The organism is Gammaproteobacteria bacterium (assembly GCA_032250735.1).
In the GTDB taxonomy this organism is placed as follows: domain Bacteria; phylum Pseudomonadota; class Gammaproteobacteria; order SZUA-152; family SZUA-152; genus SZUA-152.
In genome coordinates this window covers 61330-78401 of the sequence record JAVVEP010000011.1, presented here as the reverse complement: position 1 = coordinate 78401, position 17072 = coordinate 61330, and the positions used below count along the sequence as shown (strand labels likewise).

Genomic DNA, 17072 nt, shown 5'->3' with positions numbered 1-17072 from the left:
TTAACAACGTCTCTCTCAAAAAAGCACTAAGCTTTCGCCGTGGCGTCATTCACTCCGAGTACAATCGTCTGCAGTAGCCGGGTCTTATCCAGCGGCCTGGCCAGGCAGGCCTCGGCGCCGGCGGCCAGCGCCTGACTCCGGTGCGCGGAGGTATGGCCCGCGGTGATCACCACCACCCGGGTGTCCTCCGTGGCAGGATCGGCCTTGATCTTGCGGCATACCTCCACGCCATTAAAACCGGGCATGGTCAGATCCAGTAACACCGTGTGCGGATAGACTGAGAGCATCTTCTGTCCCGCCTCAAAGCCATCACGCGCCACGTCGATCTGCACAGGTTCAGGCAAAGCCTGCAACAGGGCCTGAAGCAGCTCGATGAAATGCGCATCATCCGCAACGATTAATATCTTGTGCACATCTAACGTTGATTCGTCATTCGGTGACCGTGCGGATAACGCAGCCGTCTGCTGGTAACGGGCGGCAAACTGTTCAACCTCCTCTTCTGCATAGCGTCGATGCCCACCCGGCGTGGTGACAAAGCCCAGCTTGCCTGCCAGTGCCCAATGCCGCAGGGTGACCGGCGAAATCATCAGCCTGGCGGCCACCTCATTAGGGGTCAGGTAACGCGTTTTATCCGGGTCTTTATCCATGTCGTCCTTAGCTGCAATGTTGTCCTTAGGGCTGTGCATGCTCTTTTCCCATCAATGCCTCGTAGCATCAATGTCTTGTAAATGTCTCGTAATAGTGTGGCCCCAGCCGGCCACAACGATTAGAGCGATTAGAGCGATTTCAACGCTTAGTATCGTCCCCTTGATCGACAACTTTAAACACGGGGTGCGCGCGCTGGCATGGCGGGCCCCTCTGCCACACACCCACCACCATTGCGGAAAACCATTCTGTTTTGAAAGACTTAGGCGCAGGGGTGTGGACCGGCAAAAAACACAGGCCGCTCAAATCTTGCACAATGCCTGGACATTTGATAACTAAGACAACTACCGAGGCTAGCGGACACACCGACGAGGAGTTTTTGATGTCGATTCAATATGATGAAAAGCGTGATTTCATTCGCATGAGCACAGAACATGCTTTGCAATTTCGCACCCTGGGCAGTAAGGAAATGCAGCAGGGCACCTGCTGTAATCTCAGTGCCACCGGCATTCTGTTCACCACCGACAGTTCGATCCCGGACGGTGCCGAACTGGAGGTCAACATCACCCCCCAGTATTCCGTGGTGTCGCCCTTTGAGGCGGTGGTAAAGGTGATTCGGTCTCAATCCAATGACGCACTGAATCAATATACCGTTGCCGGCAAGATCACCTCGATCAAGGCTTCATGAAAGCCACCACGCCTAACTGATACTTGACGATCGGCTCAGAGCCTGTGAAAAATTCGACGGCCGTAGCGAGGGCGTCGATTTGCGAGCGAAACAAGGCGCGCTACGCGAAAACAAGGGAGTTTGGTGGACCAAATGACCGCCGTTTTCACGTAGCGCAACGCCGTTGCAGCCGCACAGCGGCGCCCGCAGTAGGCCAGCGAATTTTTCACAGGCTCTCAGGGCTCAAAACGGATCACATCTCCGGGACTCAAACGAAGCGTCTCGGAGTCCAGCTCCCCCACCGAAAACAGACGCTGCACCTTGGTCACCACCAGAATGGCGGTGGGCTTTTCCGAGAACCCCAGCGAGCGCTGGCCCGGCAGGTCATTGACCGATGACTGACTCAGGTGGAAGGTGTTCAACACATCGCCCACCTTGACATTGGCCACCCCGCCCGCATCAAAAAACACCTGCTTGCCTTCGGTGCGGATCACCCGCGCGGTAAACAGTTGATGATTCAGATCGGCCGCCAGCATACTCACCAGTTTATCCAGCACCCGGTGCACGCCCTGCCCAAAGGCCGAGGCATAAAATTTGTCGTTCAACACCGGCGTAGTGGTGGGGAATTCAAACAGTCCGCCATCCACCACCGATTCGTTAAGACGGTGCCTGGCCACTTCCGCGCCGGTGATGCCGTCATGCACGATGATATCCAGTTCCAGATGTCGGACCCGGGCGCCCAGCATGTGCTTGGTGATGCCCATGTCACGGATTACGCCGCTCACGACAAATTGCACCCCCAGAGACTCGGCAAACTCAATGGCCAGCTGGCCGACTTCCCGGGCCGGCGGCAGCGCACCGAGAATGCGCCGCTGCGACACCACACCATCATCACCCAGCGGCAATAGATATTGCGAGGCATCCACGGTGCGCACCCGCCCATCCGCATCCAGACGGCGCTTTAGCTCGCGCGCGATTTCCACCTCGATATTCGGCAGGTCCGAGATATGGGTGCGATCCGACACATGAAACTGGGTGATCGCCACGGTGCGTCGATACTGGCCGATATCACCGGGCCGGGCCATGGTTTGCGGCGCCTGGAGTGAGACCGGACTGACGCCGCCCGCCTGACCCGTGGCGGCACGGGCCTCGCCCGCCTGCGGCACCTGGGCCCGGATGCGCACGTAATAATTGGTCTCGTCCGTCCACTCGTCCACAATCACCACATTGGTGACACTGCCCCGCGCGGTAAATCGCACGTTATCCGACACCACGCCGCTGGACGACACCACCGTGGTGGTGGACACCTGCGCGCTGGCCTGCATCAGCGCCTGGCGGATGGCGTCCTGCATGGCCAGGCGTTTGGCCACACCCACCGGGCCGCTGATCGGCGAGGTACCTTCCGCCTCAACCAGCTGCGCCTGTGCCGCCCCGGCCATCAGCAACAACGCCAATAGCATCGGCAACCACACCGGCAATCCCGGCGACGTCCTGTTTTTCCACCTCAATAATGCCTTCACCACACCGCCTCCTCTGACGACGACCGCGACCCCGCGCAGGATGCGTCGTTTGACCCAATTACTGCCGCTAGCGGCAAAAACCGGCAAATTCTTAAGCAATACACCGGCTTATCCTGATCCTTTACTGCCCGCGCCGGATCTCCAACAGGCCCTGCAGAGCCTTGTAAAATCTAAAGAATTCGCCGTGGCGGGCCGCTGTAACCACTATTGAGGCCCACTATGACCCTATTGCGCACAGCGACCCATACCCGATTGAATACACTATCCGTGCCAACCATCACCACGCCCCCGGCGGCCAGCGCCTGCGTGGCGTGCATCGGCCTGTTGCTGTGCCTGGCGACCGTGCCGGCCCTGGCCGGCACCCAGCACTATCAGGCGCCACTGGATAACGTGCGCTGGGAGGCCTCCTCGGCAAAACTTCACTGCACACTCAAACACGAGATCCCTCTCTATGGTGAGGCGACCTTCACCCAAAGCGCCGGGGAAAAGCTGCGCTTTACCCTGAAGGTGAAACGCCAGGCGAGCCGTAACAAGGACAGCGCCCAGCTGCGCTCCCTGCCGCCCGAATGGAAACACCAGATCCCGGTGGTGGATCTGGGCAGCGTGCCGGTGATCAAGGGCGACACCCCGTTTCGGCTCGAAGAGGGACTCTCCCGGCGCATGCTGGCCGAGCTGCAAAAAGGCATGTTCCCCACTTTTAGTTATCGTGACTGGGCGGACGCCCGCGATCAGGTCAGCGTCGCCCTGCCGGGCATTCACATCAAGGCCGCACTGGATGAATTCATCAGCTGTCTGGATCAACTCCCCGACTACCGATTTGCCGATGTCGAAAACACCCTGCTGCATTTCGAGTTCGGCAGGCACACACTGAGTGCCGAGGATCGCAGCCGCTTGGACGCCGTGGCGCGATACATCAAATCCGATCCCGGGATCAAACGGGTGGAGGTCTATGGCCACACCGACAGCGTCGGAGGCAAGGGCAGTAATGACAAACTGGGTGAACGCCGCAGCCTGGCGGCCCGGCAATACCTGATCGACCAGGGCGCAGCGGCGGCCCTGTTTACCCTCAAGTCCTTTGGTGAACGCCAACCCAAGGCCAGCAACAATACCGACCAGGGTCGCGCCGCCAACCGGCGGGCCGCCGTGATCCTGGTGAAATAGGCGCTGTCCCAGGGCGCCCTTAAAGAGGAAATAGTTTGATGAACATTGTCACCAGAATCTGCCGATCCTGCCTGCTGCTGACCTGTCTGCTGCTGACCTGTCTGTTGCTAAGTACGGCCTGCTCCACCGACAGCGATACCGCAAGCAAAACCCGGCCTGCGCCGCAGGAACACTTTGCGCAGGAACAACTGGACGCCCTCAACAAGGCCGAGGCCGTCAACCAGCTGGTGCAGGACGCGGCGGACAGGCAGCGTCGCGAGATGGACGCACAGGGGCGCTAGTCTGTTTCACGAGACATCGTCGACCGGCGTGATCACCGGCCTGGTATCCGGAATCTGTAGATACCGCCGCCACTCTTCAAACAGCGCCGGCGTGACCGCCCCCACACAGGAACGCGCCACCAGCGCTGGGCGAAAAACGGGCTCGCCTTCTAATGTGCAGGAGAGGCCGCCACTGCGCTGAAAGATAAACTGCCCGGCGACATAGTCCCATAAGTGCGCCCGACCATGCAGATACACCTGCACCCGCCGGTCGGCCAGCCAGCCAGCACCAGTCCAGCGCCACCGAACCAAAACTGCGCTGTGACTGATAGGGTGGCGCGCTCACCAGGCGCGTGGCGAGACCGGGAGGCAGGCGCTTGAAATCCACCAGGGCGATACTCTGCTGTAGTTCGTAAGCCTCTGTCCGGGGCTGCAGCGCGGCCCCATTCAGCAGGGCCTCCGACGACCGGTCGGCATGAAACAGCTCGTCGCGCAGCGGGTCATACACCGCCGCCAGCGTCACCCGCCCCCCTTCCAGCAGGGCGATGGAGATCGAAAAATAGGGGATGCCGGCGGAAAAGTTTCGGGTGCCGTCCAGGGGATCCAGGCACCACAGGGGCCGCCCCGCGCCCAGGCCGTGCGCCTGTTCGCTGGCCGACATCTCCTCGCCCAGCACCACCGACCCCGGGTACAGCCGCAACAGGGCCTTCGCCAGCGCCTGTTGCGCGGCAAGGTCCGCCTCCGTCAGCAGGCTGCCGTCTGCCTTCAGCGAACCTGCCAGCCGTGCAAAACGCGGCACTAGCTGCTCGCGCCCTACACTTCGCATTAACCCATGCAGGGCATCTTGATCGATGTTCATAGGATCTCCCCTTTCTGCCGGGCCCCTGATATCCGCCATTCCCCCATCCGTCTGGCACCGATAAAAAAAGCCCCTGGCGACAGGGGCTTGATGGGCTGTTCTTATAGTTAAAGCAGCGCGAGCAGCACGAGCCTTAGCTGTCCGTCAGAACGGAATATCGTCATCAAAATCGCCCATGCCGCCGCCGGCCGGGGCCTGCGAGGAGGAGCCGCCCGATGCCTGGCCATAACCACCGCCTGCACCACCACCGCCGCCGCCACCGCCACCTGCACCGCCTGCACCACGTCCATCGAGCATCTGCATCTCGTTGGCGATGATCTCGGTGGTGTAACGGTCCGAACCGTCCTTGTCCTGCCACTTGCGCGTCTGTAGCCTGCCCTCGACATAGACCTTCGAGCCCTTCTTCAGATACTCGCCGGCAATCTCGGCCAGACGGCGGAAGAACACCACCCGGTGCCATTCCGTGTTTTCCTTCTGCTCACCGGTATTTTTGTCCTTCCAGCTTTCCGACGTCGCCACGGTGACGTTGGTCACCGCATTGCCGTTGGGCATGTATTTCACTTCGGGGTCCTGCCCCAGGTTGCCAATCAGAATTACCTTGTTTACGCCACGCGCCATTGTCCTCTCTCCCCACGGTTCATACTAAGCTGTTGATACTGAAATATTGATATCGTTGATATTGACCTGAATCCGTGGCTTAACCGCGGATCCAGGATTAAAACCTGCCGCCAAAGGCTGATTCTGCCCTGTCTTACGGGGCCTGACGGGCCGCCGATTTTGCCGCATCGCCCACGCCGTCTGCCGTCGCGGCGGCCTCGCCAGCCTGGATCGGATCCCGCTCGACGGAATAGGCGCGGAGCGCCTCCCGGTCCAGCGCATGCAGGTCCACCTTCAGGTAGGCAATGCCATCTTCGGCGATGACGACCGCCTCGGCAACACCCGTCACCTTGGTGAATTCGGTGACCAGGTGTCGCGCCTGCGCCTCGCTGATCGGCCCGACGCGTACCAGGTGGCTGCTGAGGTAGCGCGGACTCTGCATGGTCGCCGCAATCAGGAACCATACCACGGCCAGGGCCGCACACATGCCAAAAACTGCCTCCATGCCGCTCTGGCCATACAGCCAGCCGCCCAGGGTGCCACCGAAGAAGGCGCCCATAAACTGGGAGCTGGAATACACCCCCATGGCGCTGCCCTTGCTGTCGGGCGAGGCCACCTTGGCGATCAGCGACGGCAGCGTGGCCTCTAATACATTGAAGGCGGTGAAGAAGACGAACAGGCCAAAGACGATGCCCGTCATCGACCGGTAGCCCAGCATGAAGGCCAGCTCCGCCAGCGCCAGCAGCAGCACCGCGGCGCCAAACACCGTTTTCATGCGGCGCTTCTTCTCGGCGATGATCACAAACGGCACCATCAACACCATCGATAACAGCATCACGGGCAGGTAGACATACCAGTGATGCGCCGCATCCAGCCCGGCATGGTCACGCAGCGCCAGCGGCAACACCACGAAGGTGGCCGTCAACATCATGTGCAGGGCGAGGATGCCGAAGTCCAGGCGCAGCAACTGGGGGTCGGAGACCACGGTTTTAAGCTGCGCAGGCACCGTCTGCGCATCACGGTGAAAGCTGCTGCACACCGGGGTCGGCACCACATAGTGCAGCACACCGATTGCGGCGACCGCCAGCAGGCCGGTCAGCCAGAAAATCCCGTCCACCCCGATCCACTGATTGAGCACCGGGCCCATCACCAGCGAGGTGGCAAAGGCCACACCGATACTCATGCCGATGATGGCCATGGCGCCGAGGCGGTTCTCCTCGCGGGTGAGGTCGGCGGTCAGCGCCATCACGGCGGCGGCAATGGCCCCGGCACCCTGCAGGGCGCGGCCGATGATGACTCCGTTCATGGAATCGGCGGTCGCCGCCACCACACTGCCGATGGCGAAGATGATCAGGCCGAGGGTGATAACGGGTTTGCGCCCGAAACGGTCCGAGGCCATACCAAACGGGATCTGCAAAGCCGCCTGGGTGAGGCCATAGATACCGATGGCGATGCCGATCAGGGCGGGGGTATAGCCTTCCAGGGTTTCACCGTAGAGGGCGAATACCGGCAGGATCATAAACAGCCCCATCATGCGCAGGGCATAGATGCTGGCCAGCGAAAATACCGCGCGGCGCTCGGCGGGCACCATACCCGTGGGGGCCGAAGAGGGGGCGTCGGTAGCGTAATCGGGCTTCTGCATACTCTGGGTCACAACACTCTCATATCGAAAAAGGGCGCCAACAATGATCGCCCACCAGCGCTGGCGAGACGCCTGACGCGCCGGATAAAATAAAGCGCCGCAATTTTGGCTCGCGAACAAGGAACGGCGTATAGTATCAGGTTTGCGTTGTGCCGGAAAAACCCTGTGGACCCGTCGGAAAATTCCGGGAACATCCCGCCCGCCGCCCCACTTCCGCGCCACGCCAGGCATCGGGACCGACATCGTCGGTCCAACACGACCCAGGCACGACTTAACAGAGATACCCGCAGTATGGATTTTATTCGCATTCAGGGCGCCCGCACCCACAACCTCAAGAACATCGACCTCGAGCTGCCACGCGACAAACTGATCGTGATCACCGGCCTGTCGGGTTCCGGCAAGTCCTCGCTGGCCTTCGACACCATCTATGCCGAGGGCCAGCGCCGCTATGTGGAATCGCTGTCCGCCTACGCACGGCAATTCCTGTCGATGATGGAAAAGCCGGACGTGGACCACATCGAGGGCCTGTCGCCGGCCATCTCCATCGAGCAAAAATCCACCTCGCACAACCCGCGTTCCACCGTCGGCACCATCACCGAGATCTATGACTACCTGCGCCTGCTCTACGCCCGCGCCGGCACGCCCCGCTGCCCGGAACACGGCAGTACGCTGGAGATGCAGACCGTCAGCCAGATGGTGGATCAGGTGCTGGCCCTGCCTGCGGGCAGCAAGATCATGCTGCTGGCGCCGGTGGTGCGCAATCGCAAGGGCGAACACCTGAGCGTGTTCAAGGATTTACGCGCCCAGGGCTTTGTGCGCGTGCGTGTCGACGGCGCGCTGTTTGAACTCGACGAGGTGCCCGAGCTGGATCTGCGAAAAAAACACACCATCGAGGCGGTGGTGGACCGACTCAAGGTGCGCGGCGCACCACCAGGCGCCAGCGACGTGGATGGCGGGGCATCGGGCGCAGTCGCCGACCAACAGCAGCGCCTGGCCGATTCCTTCGAGACCACGCTCGCGCTCACCGACGGCATTGCCGCGGTGGCCTTTATCAAGGACTCAGAGGACGATAATAAAGAGGGCCATGAAAAAACCGCAACCAGCGAGACCGACCACGAAGACCGGGGCGAACTGCTGTTCTCCGCCCGCTTCGCCTGCCCCCACTGCGGCTACTCACTACCGGAACTCGAGCCGCGCATGTTCTCCTTCAACAATCCGGCTGGCGCCTGCGACGGCTGTGATGGCCTGGGTGTGAAACAGTTTTTTGATGCCGAGCGTGTCGTGCGCCACCCCGAACTCAGCCTGCCGGCCGGCGCCATTCGCGGCTGGGACAAACGCAACGCCTACTATTTCCAGATGATCAGCTCGCTGGCCAAACACTATCAGTTCGATCTGGACCTGCCGTTCCAGGATCTGCCGGAAAATATTCAGAAGGTCATTCTCAACGGCAGTGGCAATCAAGAGATCGAGTTCCGGTATTACAATGACCGGCACCAGAAAGGCCGCAGCTTCACCACCCGCAGCCATCCCTTCGAAGGCATCCTGCCCAACATGGATCGCCGTTATCATGAAACCGATTCCAACGTGGTGCGTGATGAACTGGCCAAATACCTCAACACCCGATCCTGCCCAGACTGCAACGGTACACGGCTGGCCGAAGGCCCGCGCAATGTATTCATTGCCGAAAAATCGTTATCGGAGGTCACCGCCCTGCCCGTCGGCCGGGCGCAGGGATTTTTCGCCCAACTGAAACTGGCGGGCCATCGCGGCGCGATCGCTGACAAGATTGTCAAGGAGATCAATCAGCGGTTGAATTTTCTGGTCAACGTAGGTCTCGACTATCTTTCGCTAGACCGGAGCGCCGACACGCTATCCGGCGGCGAGGCCCAGCGCATCCGACTCGCCAGCCAGATCGGCGCCGGGCTGGTGGGCGTGATGTACGTGCTCGATGAGCCTTCCATCGGCCTGCACCAGCGCGACAATCAACGCCTGCTCAACACCCTCAACTACCTGCGCGACATGGGCAACACGGTGATTGTGGTAGAGCACGATGAGGACGCGATTCTGAGCGCGGATCATGTGCTGGACATCGGTCCCGGCGCTGGCGTGCACGGCGGTGAAATCGTCGCCCAGGGCACACCACAGGAGGTGATGGATAATGAACATTCACTCACCGGCCAGTACCTTTCCGGTCGCAAGGCGATTGCGATCCCCGCCACACTGACGCCGCCGGACGACAAACGCCAGATCAGGATTCGCGGCGCCTCCGGCAATAACCTGAAGAATGTCGATGTCGATATTCCGGTGGGCCTGATGACCGCCGTCACCGGTGTCTCCGGCTCCGGCAAATCCACGCTGATCAATGACACCCTTTACCGGCTCGCCGCGCAGCTGATCAACCATAATCAGGAAGACGCCGCGCCGTGCGAGAAAATCGAAGGCCTCGAGCAGTTTGATAAGGTTGTCGATATTGACCAAAGCCCCATCGGCCGCACGCCGCGCTCCAACCCCGCCACCTATGCCGGTCTGTTCACACCGATTCGTGAATTGTTCACCGGCACCCAGGAGGCGCGCTCGCGCGGTTACACGCCGGGGCGGTTTAGCTTCAACGTAAAGGGCGGGCGCTGCGAGGCCTGTCGTGGCGATGGTGTAATCAAGGTGGAAATGCATTTTCTGGCCGACATCTATGTGCCCTGCGATGTCTGTATGGGCAAGCGCTACAATCGCGAGACCCTGGAAATAAAATACAAAGGCAAGAACATCTACGAAGTGCTGGAGCTCACCGTCGAGGATGCGCGTGCCTTTTTTGATGCGATTCCCGCCGTGGCGCGCAAGTTACAGACCCTGATCGATGTGGGCCTGAGTTATATCAAGTTAGGCCAGGCAGCAACGACCCTCTCGGGTGGCGAGGCCCAACGGGTAAAGCTGGCGCGCGAACTCTCCAAGCGCGACACCGGCAATACCCTCTATATCCTCGACGAGCCAACCACCGGCCTGCACTTTCACGACATCGAACAACTGCTGGGCGTTCTGCACCGACTGCGCGATCACGGCAATACCATTGTGATCATCGAGCACAATCTCGATGTCATCAAGACCACCGACTGGGTGATCGACCTGGGCCCCGAAGGTGGCGAGGGCGGCGGCACGATCATCGCCACCGGCACACCCGCCAGTATCGCAGCGCATGAGGCCTCTCACACCGGCCACTTTCTGAAGGCCACATTTGCTGCGGCCGCGCGCCATGCCGGCCGCGCGACCTGAGCTGGAACAAACGGCGGATCAATCGAGTGAAACGGCGACAATACCGCGCCCGGCAATTCGGCGCGCAGAAAGTTTCTGCTAACGGCATGGAAAAGCCCTCAATATTCGGTATTATTGTTAAATCACTGGCGACCGGGACAGCGCGTGCTCGGCCCACGTACCACAACACCGTTACACACAGCAGCACAGGAATATCGACACTCCGGTCGATCTACTTTTTCAGGGAATATATAAGGCTTAACAATGAAAGATGCAGTTAACAAGGTACACGAGATTTCCACCCCCAACCCGCCCAGTTTCCCCGCGCAACAATGGTATGAAGAAGACAGCATCAATCTGGTCGATCTGTGGCTAGAACTCGCCAAACACCGCGCCATCATCTTCGGCGCCATCATCCTTGCCCTGGCGGCGGGACTATTGGTCGCCTTCCTGCTACCGCAGAAATACACCTACAGCACCAGCATCGAGATCGGCAGCACCCTGGAAACCAGCGGCTCCGGCGAGGTGGTGCGCCTCATCGACCAGCCGGAGAGCGTGCTGGCCAAGATCAAGGAAAGCTATATCCCCCTGGTACAGCAGGAGTTTCACGCCGCACATCCCACAGATGATTCACTCTACAAGATTGAGGCCCGCGCCCCAAAGAACAGCCTGCTGATCGTTCTGGAGGCTAAGGGCAAGGCCGATAACAGAGCCATTTATCTAGAGCATTTACAAAGCGTCACCGATAAGCTGCTGGAGGATCACCAGCGGGTGATGAATATTTATCGCGGCCGCCTGCACAGCCAGCTTGCGCTGGCCCAGATCGAACTGGATGAAATCGCCGACCCCAGCACCCTGGCCACGAAACAAAAAGATCTGGAGACCCAGCTCAACACCGCGCGCATCAAACAGGCCGAACTGAGCGATCCGCGCATGCTGACCGTGCCACGCCAGGAACTGGAAAACATCCTGGCGAAGGAGCAAAAGAGATTTATCGACCTGCAGGATCAGGCCGTGCTGATCAAGGCCCGTTACCAGCGACAGGATGACACCGACGCGTTGTTAAAACAGCAGATCAGTGATCTTGAGGCGCAGATCAAGTCCGCATTTGCACAACGCCAGCAGGCCATTGGCAACATGCAGAATGAGGCCGCCGCCATGACTATGCTGCTGATCGACAATGAGATTCAGCAAAACCGCACACGTCTGGCCACATTGCAGGAGCGTTTACACATCGGCCAGCAAAATCTCCGTCAGGAACTGGAAGAACAAATCGCCAGTAATCTGCGCGAACAAGGGGTACAGGACAAGATCATCGCCAAGACCCGCAGCGAGTTGAGTCGCCTGGCCATCGGTAACCAGCGGGCCCAACAGCGCCAGGCACCAGAGATCGCCAACCTCGAAGAACAGCTCAAAAAACTCACCGCGGACAACCGGCGCGCCATCGAGCGCCAGCAACAGGCCATCAGCACCCTGGAAACCCAGCTACAGAATATCCAGCCTACCCGCGCCATCACCCCACCCATACAATCGCTACAACCCACCGGCCCCGGTAAAAGCATTATCATCATTTTGGCACTGATTGTTGGCGGCCTGCTGGGTATCTTTGCGGCATTTTTTGCCAGCTTCCTGAACAAGGTGCGACTGCAAACGACTCAGGCATGAGCTAAACCCAGCCTACAGAAGCCCCGCCCACAGCCGCGGGCTTATCGACCGCCCCGAAAGACTGGCGCGCCCATCATGTGCGCGCCAGTACCCACTCCCATCAGGCCGGCAAGGCCATTGACCCTGCCCGCAGCCCCGTCTCCTTCCTCGGCCCCAAACCGGAGCGCGGCATCCACAGGCAGGCACAGAGACCCAGCAGGAACAGACTCAGACCAGGTGGCGTGGGTACGGCAACCACCCCCGGCAGGACAGTAAACACCTGGCCGCGATTGATATCACCAAAGCTACTTTCCATCGGACTCGCCGCCCAGGAAAAATCGGCATAGTCACGACCCGCACCGATCAGCTGTAGGGAGTGGCCGACCGGGGTGGATGATGACTCTGCCACCCCCATATCGCTGCTGGTCATCCCCGCAGCGACGCCGGTGATCGCGGTAAAGGCGCCTTCATAGCTCAAAAACTGCACCACATCCCCCAGGTTATTCACCAGGGCAATGCCATCCGCAGCCCCGTTTTGTAGACCGGAGATGCCAAAATCCAGCACCCCCATACCATTTTGGCTCTCCGCAAAAACACCATGGAGGGCGATATCTGCGCCGTAGGGCGATGAATTGCCGCCGTTGTAGAGCACCAGCGACCAACCGGTCAGGTCCACACCCACGGCGCCGCTGAGCTCAACCCCTTCGTCCGTATCCGCACCGGCATTGTCATAGTGAATTTCATTGATGAAGACGGCATGCGCAGGCGTTACCGCCATCATGCTCAGTAGCACCGCACAGAAAAAAACCGAAACGGCCTGAGCCGTTGGTAGATAAGTCATTGTTCTCCCTCCCTGGAAGTCTATTGTTAGTCACGACCCGATGGCCGCCTGCACACACTACCGCTCCGTCCAGGGGAGAAGAATCGATAAATACCTAAATTTGTGCCAACAAATACCCCTCTGCGACGATCCCGCAGGGCAAGACCCAGCAGTTAATACAGCAAAATCTTTCAAAGGGTTGAGCTCGTCCGGCACGTCAGCCAGCGGAATCCGGTCGAATGCCATCCAGCAATAAGCCTACATTTAATAAGATTATTTTTGACACCCCAAATCAAAATCCGGACAATGACTCTATACTTTCAAATAGCCACGGACTGTCTGGAAACCCGCGTCATACGTCAGGCACCGCTCATGGCAAACCGCCGCGGGATGCAGACCAGTGCGGGTCACAGCCGCCTCAACATGGATAAGCGTATGAGCAAGCAGCCGCAACACAACGCATACCAGGAACGCTACCACCCGGATTTCGACGAATTATTACAGCTGGCAAAAAATGATCCCGCCCGGTTTGAGGCCAGGCGGCTTGAATATATCGAGCTCTTTTTTTCCAGAATCCCCCCTGAGAGACATCGGCGTCTGCGGGGCCTGCAATGGCAGATCGATCAGGCGCGGCATCTGGCCCGCACGCCTATGGCATCCTGCCTACAAATCATGAACATGATGAGAGACTCACTCAACCGGCTGAACGATCAGCAGCAGATATTGGTCACCCTGGCCATTACAAAATCGGGCAACTCACCCCAGTCGACAACCGACACCCCCGCGATCCCTGATAGCTCTCATGGGGGAAAAGTCATCCCCTTTCCATCGTCACGCTGATAGCCTTCGCAAACGGCTTACACAGGGCCATCAGGCCCTTGTCACAGACCCTCAGGCCATAACCGCCGGGCAATAAAAAACCCGCGGGCAGTATCACTGCCGCCGCGGGTTTTCTCCGAGCATGGAAGCGACTCGATAATCAGTCGCTTAACATATCCTTCACAGTCACCAACAAGATGATGCCAGCAACGGCGCCTACGATGGCCAAACCAGTAGCAAATGTCATATTTAAGTCCTCCAGGTTGTTTCAGTTCGCTGATTCATGGAACTGCCAATCAATACTCGCAATAATCGACTAAAGAGATCAACAATTCCATATGCTTTGTGCGGCCTTAATATAGCGTCACCACATAACCCTGTAAAGATAAAGGACATAGATGTTTTCTATGCAATAAAAGTGTAGACGCCACAGGCCATTTCACAACGTATTGTTCTCCGGGTAAAAAGGCCCCACATCGGCGAGACTCTCATAAAAATAGATAAAAAATACTAATTCACTTGGTTAATGAATGTTATGCAGTCTCCACTGCCAGCGTTGCCGTTTTCGCCATCAGGCCGCACTGGCGCCCACGGCGGCCTGCTTGCTGAACACCAGCTCAGCGCCCTTTTTATCCACCAGGATGACATCACCCGGCTGGAAATGTGCCGACAGAATCTCCTGCGCGAGCCGATTCTCGATACCCTGTTGAATCGCGCGTCTCAGCGGCCGGGCGCCGTAGACGGGATCGAACCCCGCCTCGCCCAGAAAATCCAGCGCAGCATCAGTGAGCCGCAGATCCATATCCCGATCCTGCAGGCGTGCCCTGAGGTGCTCCACCTGGATGCCGGTGATCACCCGAATCTGCTCACGCCCCAGCGGATGGAATACCACGGATTCATCCACGCGGTTGATGAACTCCGGACGGAAATGGGCGCCAACCACCTCCATGACCGCGGACTTCATCGCGGCGTAGTTTTCCTCGCCCGCCATTTGCTGGATCAGTTCGGAGCCCAGATTGGAGGTCATCACAATCACCGTGTTACGAAAGTCCACGGTACGCCCGTGGCCATCGGTCAGCCGTCCGTCATCCAGCACCTGCAACAGAATATTGAACACATCCGGGTGCGCCTTTTCGATCTCGTCCAACAGCACCACCGAATAGGGTTTGCGCCGCACCGCCTCGGTCAGGTAACCCCCCTCCTCATAACCGACATAACCCGGCGGGGCACCAATCAAGCGGGCCACCGAGTGTTTTTCCATGAACTCGGACATGTCGATACGCACCATGGCCTCTTCGGTGTCGAACAGGAATGCCGCCAGGCTCTTGGTCAGTTCGGTCTTGCCGACCCCGGTCGGCCCCAGGAACAGGAATGAACCATTGGGTCGATTCGGATCCGACAGGCCCGCGCGCGAGCGCCGGATGGCATCGGCAACGGCCTTTACCGCCTCCTCCTGGCCCACCACTCGCTGGCGCAGCCCATCCTCCATTTTCAGCAGTTTGTCACGCTCGCCTTCCAGCATTTTGCTCACCGGGATGCCGGTCCACTTGGCCACCACCTCGGCAACCTCCTCTTCGGAGACCTTGTTGCGCAGCAAGGTCATGTCCATCATCTCGGCCTGCGATGCCATGTCGAGCTCTTTTTCCAGACTGGGAATCTGCCCGTATTGCAGCTCCGACATGCGGGCGAGATCGCCCGCGCGATGTGCGGTTTCCAGCTCCTGGCGGGCGCGGTCCAGCGCCTCCTTGATGTGCTGGGTACCCTGCAACGCCGCCTTCTCCGATTTCCATACCTCTTCGAGGTCGGCATATTCGCGGCTCAGTTTTTCGACCTCGGATTCCAGATCGGTTAGCCGCCGCTTGGAGGCCTCGTCGGACTCCTTTTTCAGCGCCTCACGTTCTATCTTCAGCTGAATCAGGCGACGATCCAGGCGATCCATGCTCTCTGGCTTGGAGTCGATCTCCATGCGGATACGCGAGGCGGCCTCGTCAATCAGATCGATGGCCTTGTCCGGCAACTGCCGATCCGTAATATAGCGATGCGACAAAGTCGCAGCCGCGACGATAGCGGGATCGGTGATATCCACACCATGGTGCACCTCATATTTCTCTTTCAGGCCGCGCAGGATGGCGATGGTATCTTCCACACTGGGCTCATCGACCTGCACCTTCTGGAACCGACGTTCCAGGGCGGCGTCTTTTTCCACGTACTGGCGATACTCATCCAGGGTGGTGGCGCCCACGCAGTGCAACTCACCCCGCGCCAGCGCGGGCTTCAGCATATTGCCCGCATCCATCGAGCCCTCGGCCTTGCCTGCGCCGACCATGGTATGCAATTCATCAATGAACAGGATGATCTGCCCCTCCTGCTTGGACAGATCATTCAATACCGCCTTGAGGCGTTCCTCAAACTCACCCCGAAACTTGGCGCCGGCAATCAGCGACCCCATGTCTAACGACAACAGGCGTTTCCCTTTCATGCCTTCCGGCACCTCGCCGTTGATGATCCGCTGCGCCAGGCCTTCGACAATCGCCGTCTTGCCCACGCCAGGCTCACCGATGAGCACGGGGTTGTTTTTGGTCCGCCGCTGCAATACCTGGATGGTCCGACGAATCTCGTCGTCACGACCAATCACCGGATCCAGCTTGCCCTGTTCGGCGCGCTCGGTGAAATCGATGGTATATTTTTCCAGCGCCTGTCGACTCTCCTCGGCATTGGGATCATCAATTTTTTCCCCGCCGCGGACCTCATCGATGGCCTGTTCAACGCTACCCTTGGCAGCGCCGGCCTTATGCATTAATTCGCTGAGCTGACCCTTGCTCTGCACTGCGGCCAGGGCAAACAGCTCACTGGAGATGTAGCTGTCCTTTCGATCCTGCGCCAGCTTGTCGGTGACATTGAGCAGACGGCCCAGTTCGTTAGAGATATGCACATCACCGGCGGCCCCTTCCACGCTGGGCATCTTTTCCAGCGCCTCACCCAGGAGGGTGCGCAACTGATTGACGTTCACCCCGGCGTTATTCAGCAGATGACGGACGGTACTGGCGTCCTGATCCAGGATCGCCAGCATGAGATGGACGGGTTCGATAAACTGATGATCCCGCCCTACCGCCAGGCTTTGCGCATCCGCCAGCGCCGCCTGAAATTTGCTTGTCATTTTGTCCATACGCATGTGATGTTGCCCCCATAAAACAG

General features: G+C 59.2%; 14 protein-coding genes. 7 read left to right on the top strand and 7 right to left on the bottom strand.

The features are described from left to right. Positions 1 to 26: 26 nt before the first annotated feature. Positions 27 to 686: a response regulator gene (locus RRB22_08410; protein ID MDT8384424.1), complete on the bottom strand. Its 660-nt coding sequence runs from the start codon at positions 684 to 686 to the stop codon at positions 27 to 29. Positions 687 to 1027: 341 nt separating this feature from the next. On the opposite strand from RRB22_08410, the gene RRB22_08405 reads away from it, so the two are divergent. Beyond that, positions 1028 to 1333: a PilZ domain-containing protein gene (locus RRB22_08405; protein ID MDT8384423.1), complete on the top strand. Its 306-nt coding sequence runs from the start codon at positions 1028 to 1030 to the stop codon at positions 1331 to 1333. A gap of 215 nt (positions 1334 to 1548) precedes the next feature. Here the strand turns inward: RRB22_08405 and RRB22_08400 are convergent, their stop codons facing one another. Continuing rightward, positions 1549 to 2832, bottom strand: coding sequence for a flagellar assembly protein T N-terminal domain-containing protein (locus RRB22_08400; GenBank protein ID MDT8384422.1), 1284 nt, complete (start codon positions 2830 to 2832; stop codon positions 1549 to 1551). 49 nt (positions 2833 to 2881) lie between these two features. Between RRB22_08400 and RRB22_08395 the strand changes: the two genes are divergently transcribed. Genes RRB22_08395 through RRB22_08385 form a run of 3 tightly spaced genes read left to right on the top strand, consistent with a single transcriptional unit; the run spans position 2882 to position 4274 of the window. Beyond that, positions 2882 to 3043 (top strand): hypothetical protein, encoded by a 162-nt coding sequence (locus RRB22_08395; protein MDT8384421.1) that lies wholly within the window; start codon positions 2882 to 2884, stop codon positions 3041 to 3043. 8 nt (positions 3044 to 3051) lie between these two features. After that, entirely contained in the window at positions 3052 to 3993 is a 942-nt protein-coding gene (locus RRB22_08390; protein ID MDT8384420.1) for an OmpA family protein, read from the top strand. Between the two features lie 38 nt (positions 3994 to 4031). After that, a complete protein-coding gene (locus RRB22_08385; GenBank protein MDT8384419.1) occupies positions 4032 to 4274 on the top strand; it encodes a hypothetical protein in 243 nt (80 codons plus the stop codon). 76 nt (positions 4275 to 4350) lie between these two features. On the opposite strand, the gene RRB22_08380 is transcribed toward RRB22_08385, so the two are convergent. The 3 genes from RRB22_08380 to RRB22_08370 all read right to left on the bottom strand — a co-directional run bounded on the left by RRB22_08380 (position 4351) and on the right by RRB22_08370 (position 7300). Continuing rightward, positions 4351 to 5112, bottom strand: a complete 762-nt coding sequence (locus RRB22_08380) for an inositol monophosphatase family protein (protein ID MDT8384418.1) — start codon at positions 5110 to 5112, stop codon at positions 4351 to 4353. 144 nt (positions 5113 to 5256) lie between these two features. Further along, complete coding sequence (ssb, locus tag RRB22_08375; protein MDT8384417.1) at positions 5257 to 5730, bottom strand: single-stranded DNA-binding protein; 474 nt, start codon at positions 5728 to 5730, stop codon at positions 5257 to 5259. Between the two features lie 133 nt (positions 5731 to 5863). After that, the gene (locus RRB22_08370) at positions 5864 to 7300 is read right to left on the bottom strand and encodes an MFS transporter (GenBank protein MDT8384416.1); all 1437 of its coding nucleotides are present in this window, start codon (positions 7298 to 7300) and stop codon (positions 5864 to 5866) included. Between the two features lie 342 nt (positions 7301 to 7642). Between RRB22_08370 and uvrA the strand changes: the two genes are divergently transcribed. Together uvrA and RRB22_08360 are read left to right on the top strand one after the other, a co-directional pair. Next, positions 7643 to 10615, top strand: coding sequence for an excinuclease ABC subunit UvrA (gene uvrA / locus RRB22_08365; protein ID MDT8384415.1), 2973 nt, complete (start codon positions 7643 to 7645; stop codon positions 10613 to 10615). A 243-nt stretch (positions 10616 to 10858) separates the two neighbouring features. Beyond that, the gene (locus RRB22_08360) at positions 10859 to 12259 is read left to right on the top strand and encodes a Wzz/FepE/Etk N-terminal domain-containing protein (GenBank protein ID MDT8384414.1); all 1401 of its coding nucleotides are present in this window, start codon (positions 10859 to 10861) and stop codon (positions 12257 to 12259) included. A gap of 100 nt (positions 12260 to 12359) precedes the next feature. On the opposite strand, the gene RRB22_08355 is transcribed toward RRB22_08360, so the two are convergent. Then, entirely contained in the window at positions 12360 to 13079 is a 720-nt protein-coding gene (locus tag RRB22_08355; protein ID MDT8384413.1) for a lamin tail domain-containing protein, read from the bottom strand. A 351-nt stretch (positions 13080 to 13430) separates the two neighbouring features. On the opposite strand from RRB22_08355, the gene RRB22_08350 reads away from it, so the two are divergent. Then, a complete protein-coding gene (locus tag RRB22_08350; GenBank protein MDT8384412.1) occupies positions 13431 to 13898 on the top strand; it encodes a DUF3135 domain-containing protein in 468 nt (155 codons plus the stop codon). 550 nt (positions 13899 to 14448) lie between these two features. Here RRB22_08350 and clpB read toward each other — a convergent pair. Beyond that, positions 14449 to 17049, bottom strand: coding sequence for an ATP-dependent chaperone ClpB (gene clpB, locus RRB22_08345; protein ID MDT8384411.1), 2601 nt, complete (start codon positions 17047 to 17049; stop codon positions 14449 to 14451). Positions 17050 to 17072: the final 23 nt, after the last annotated feature.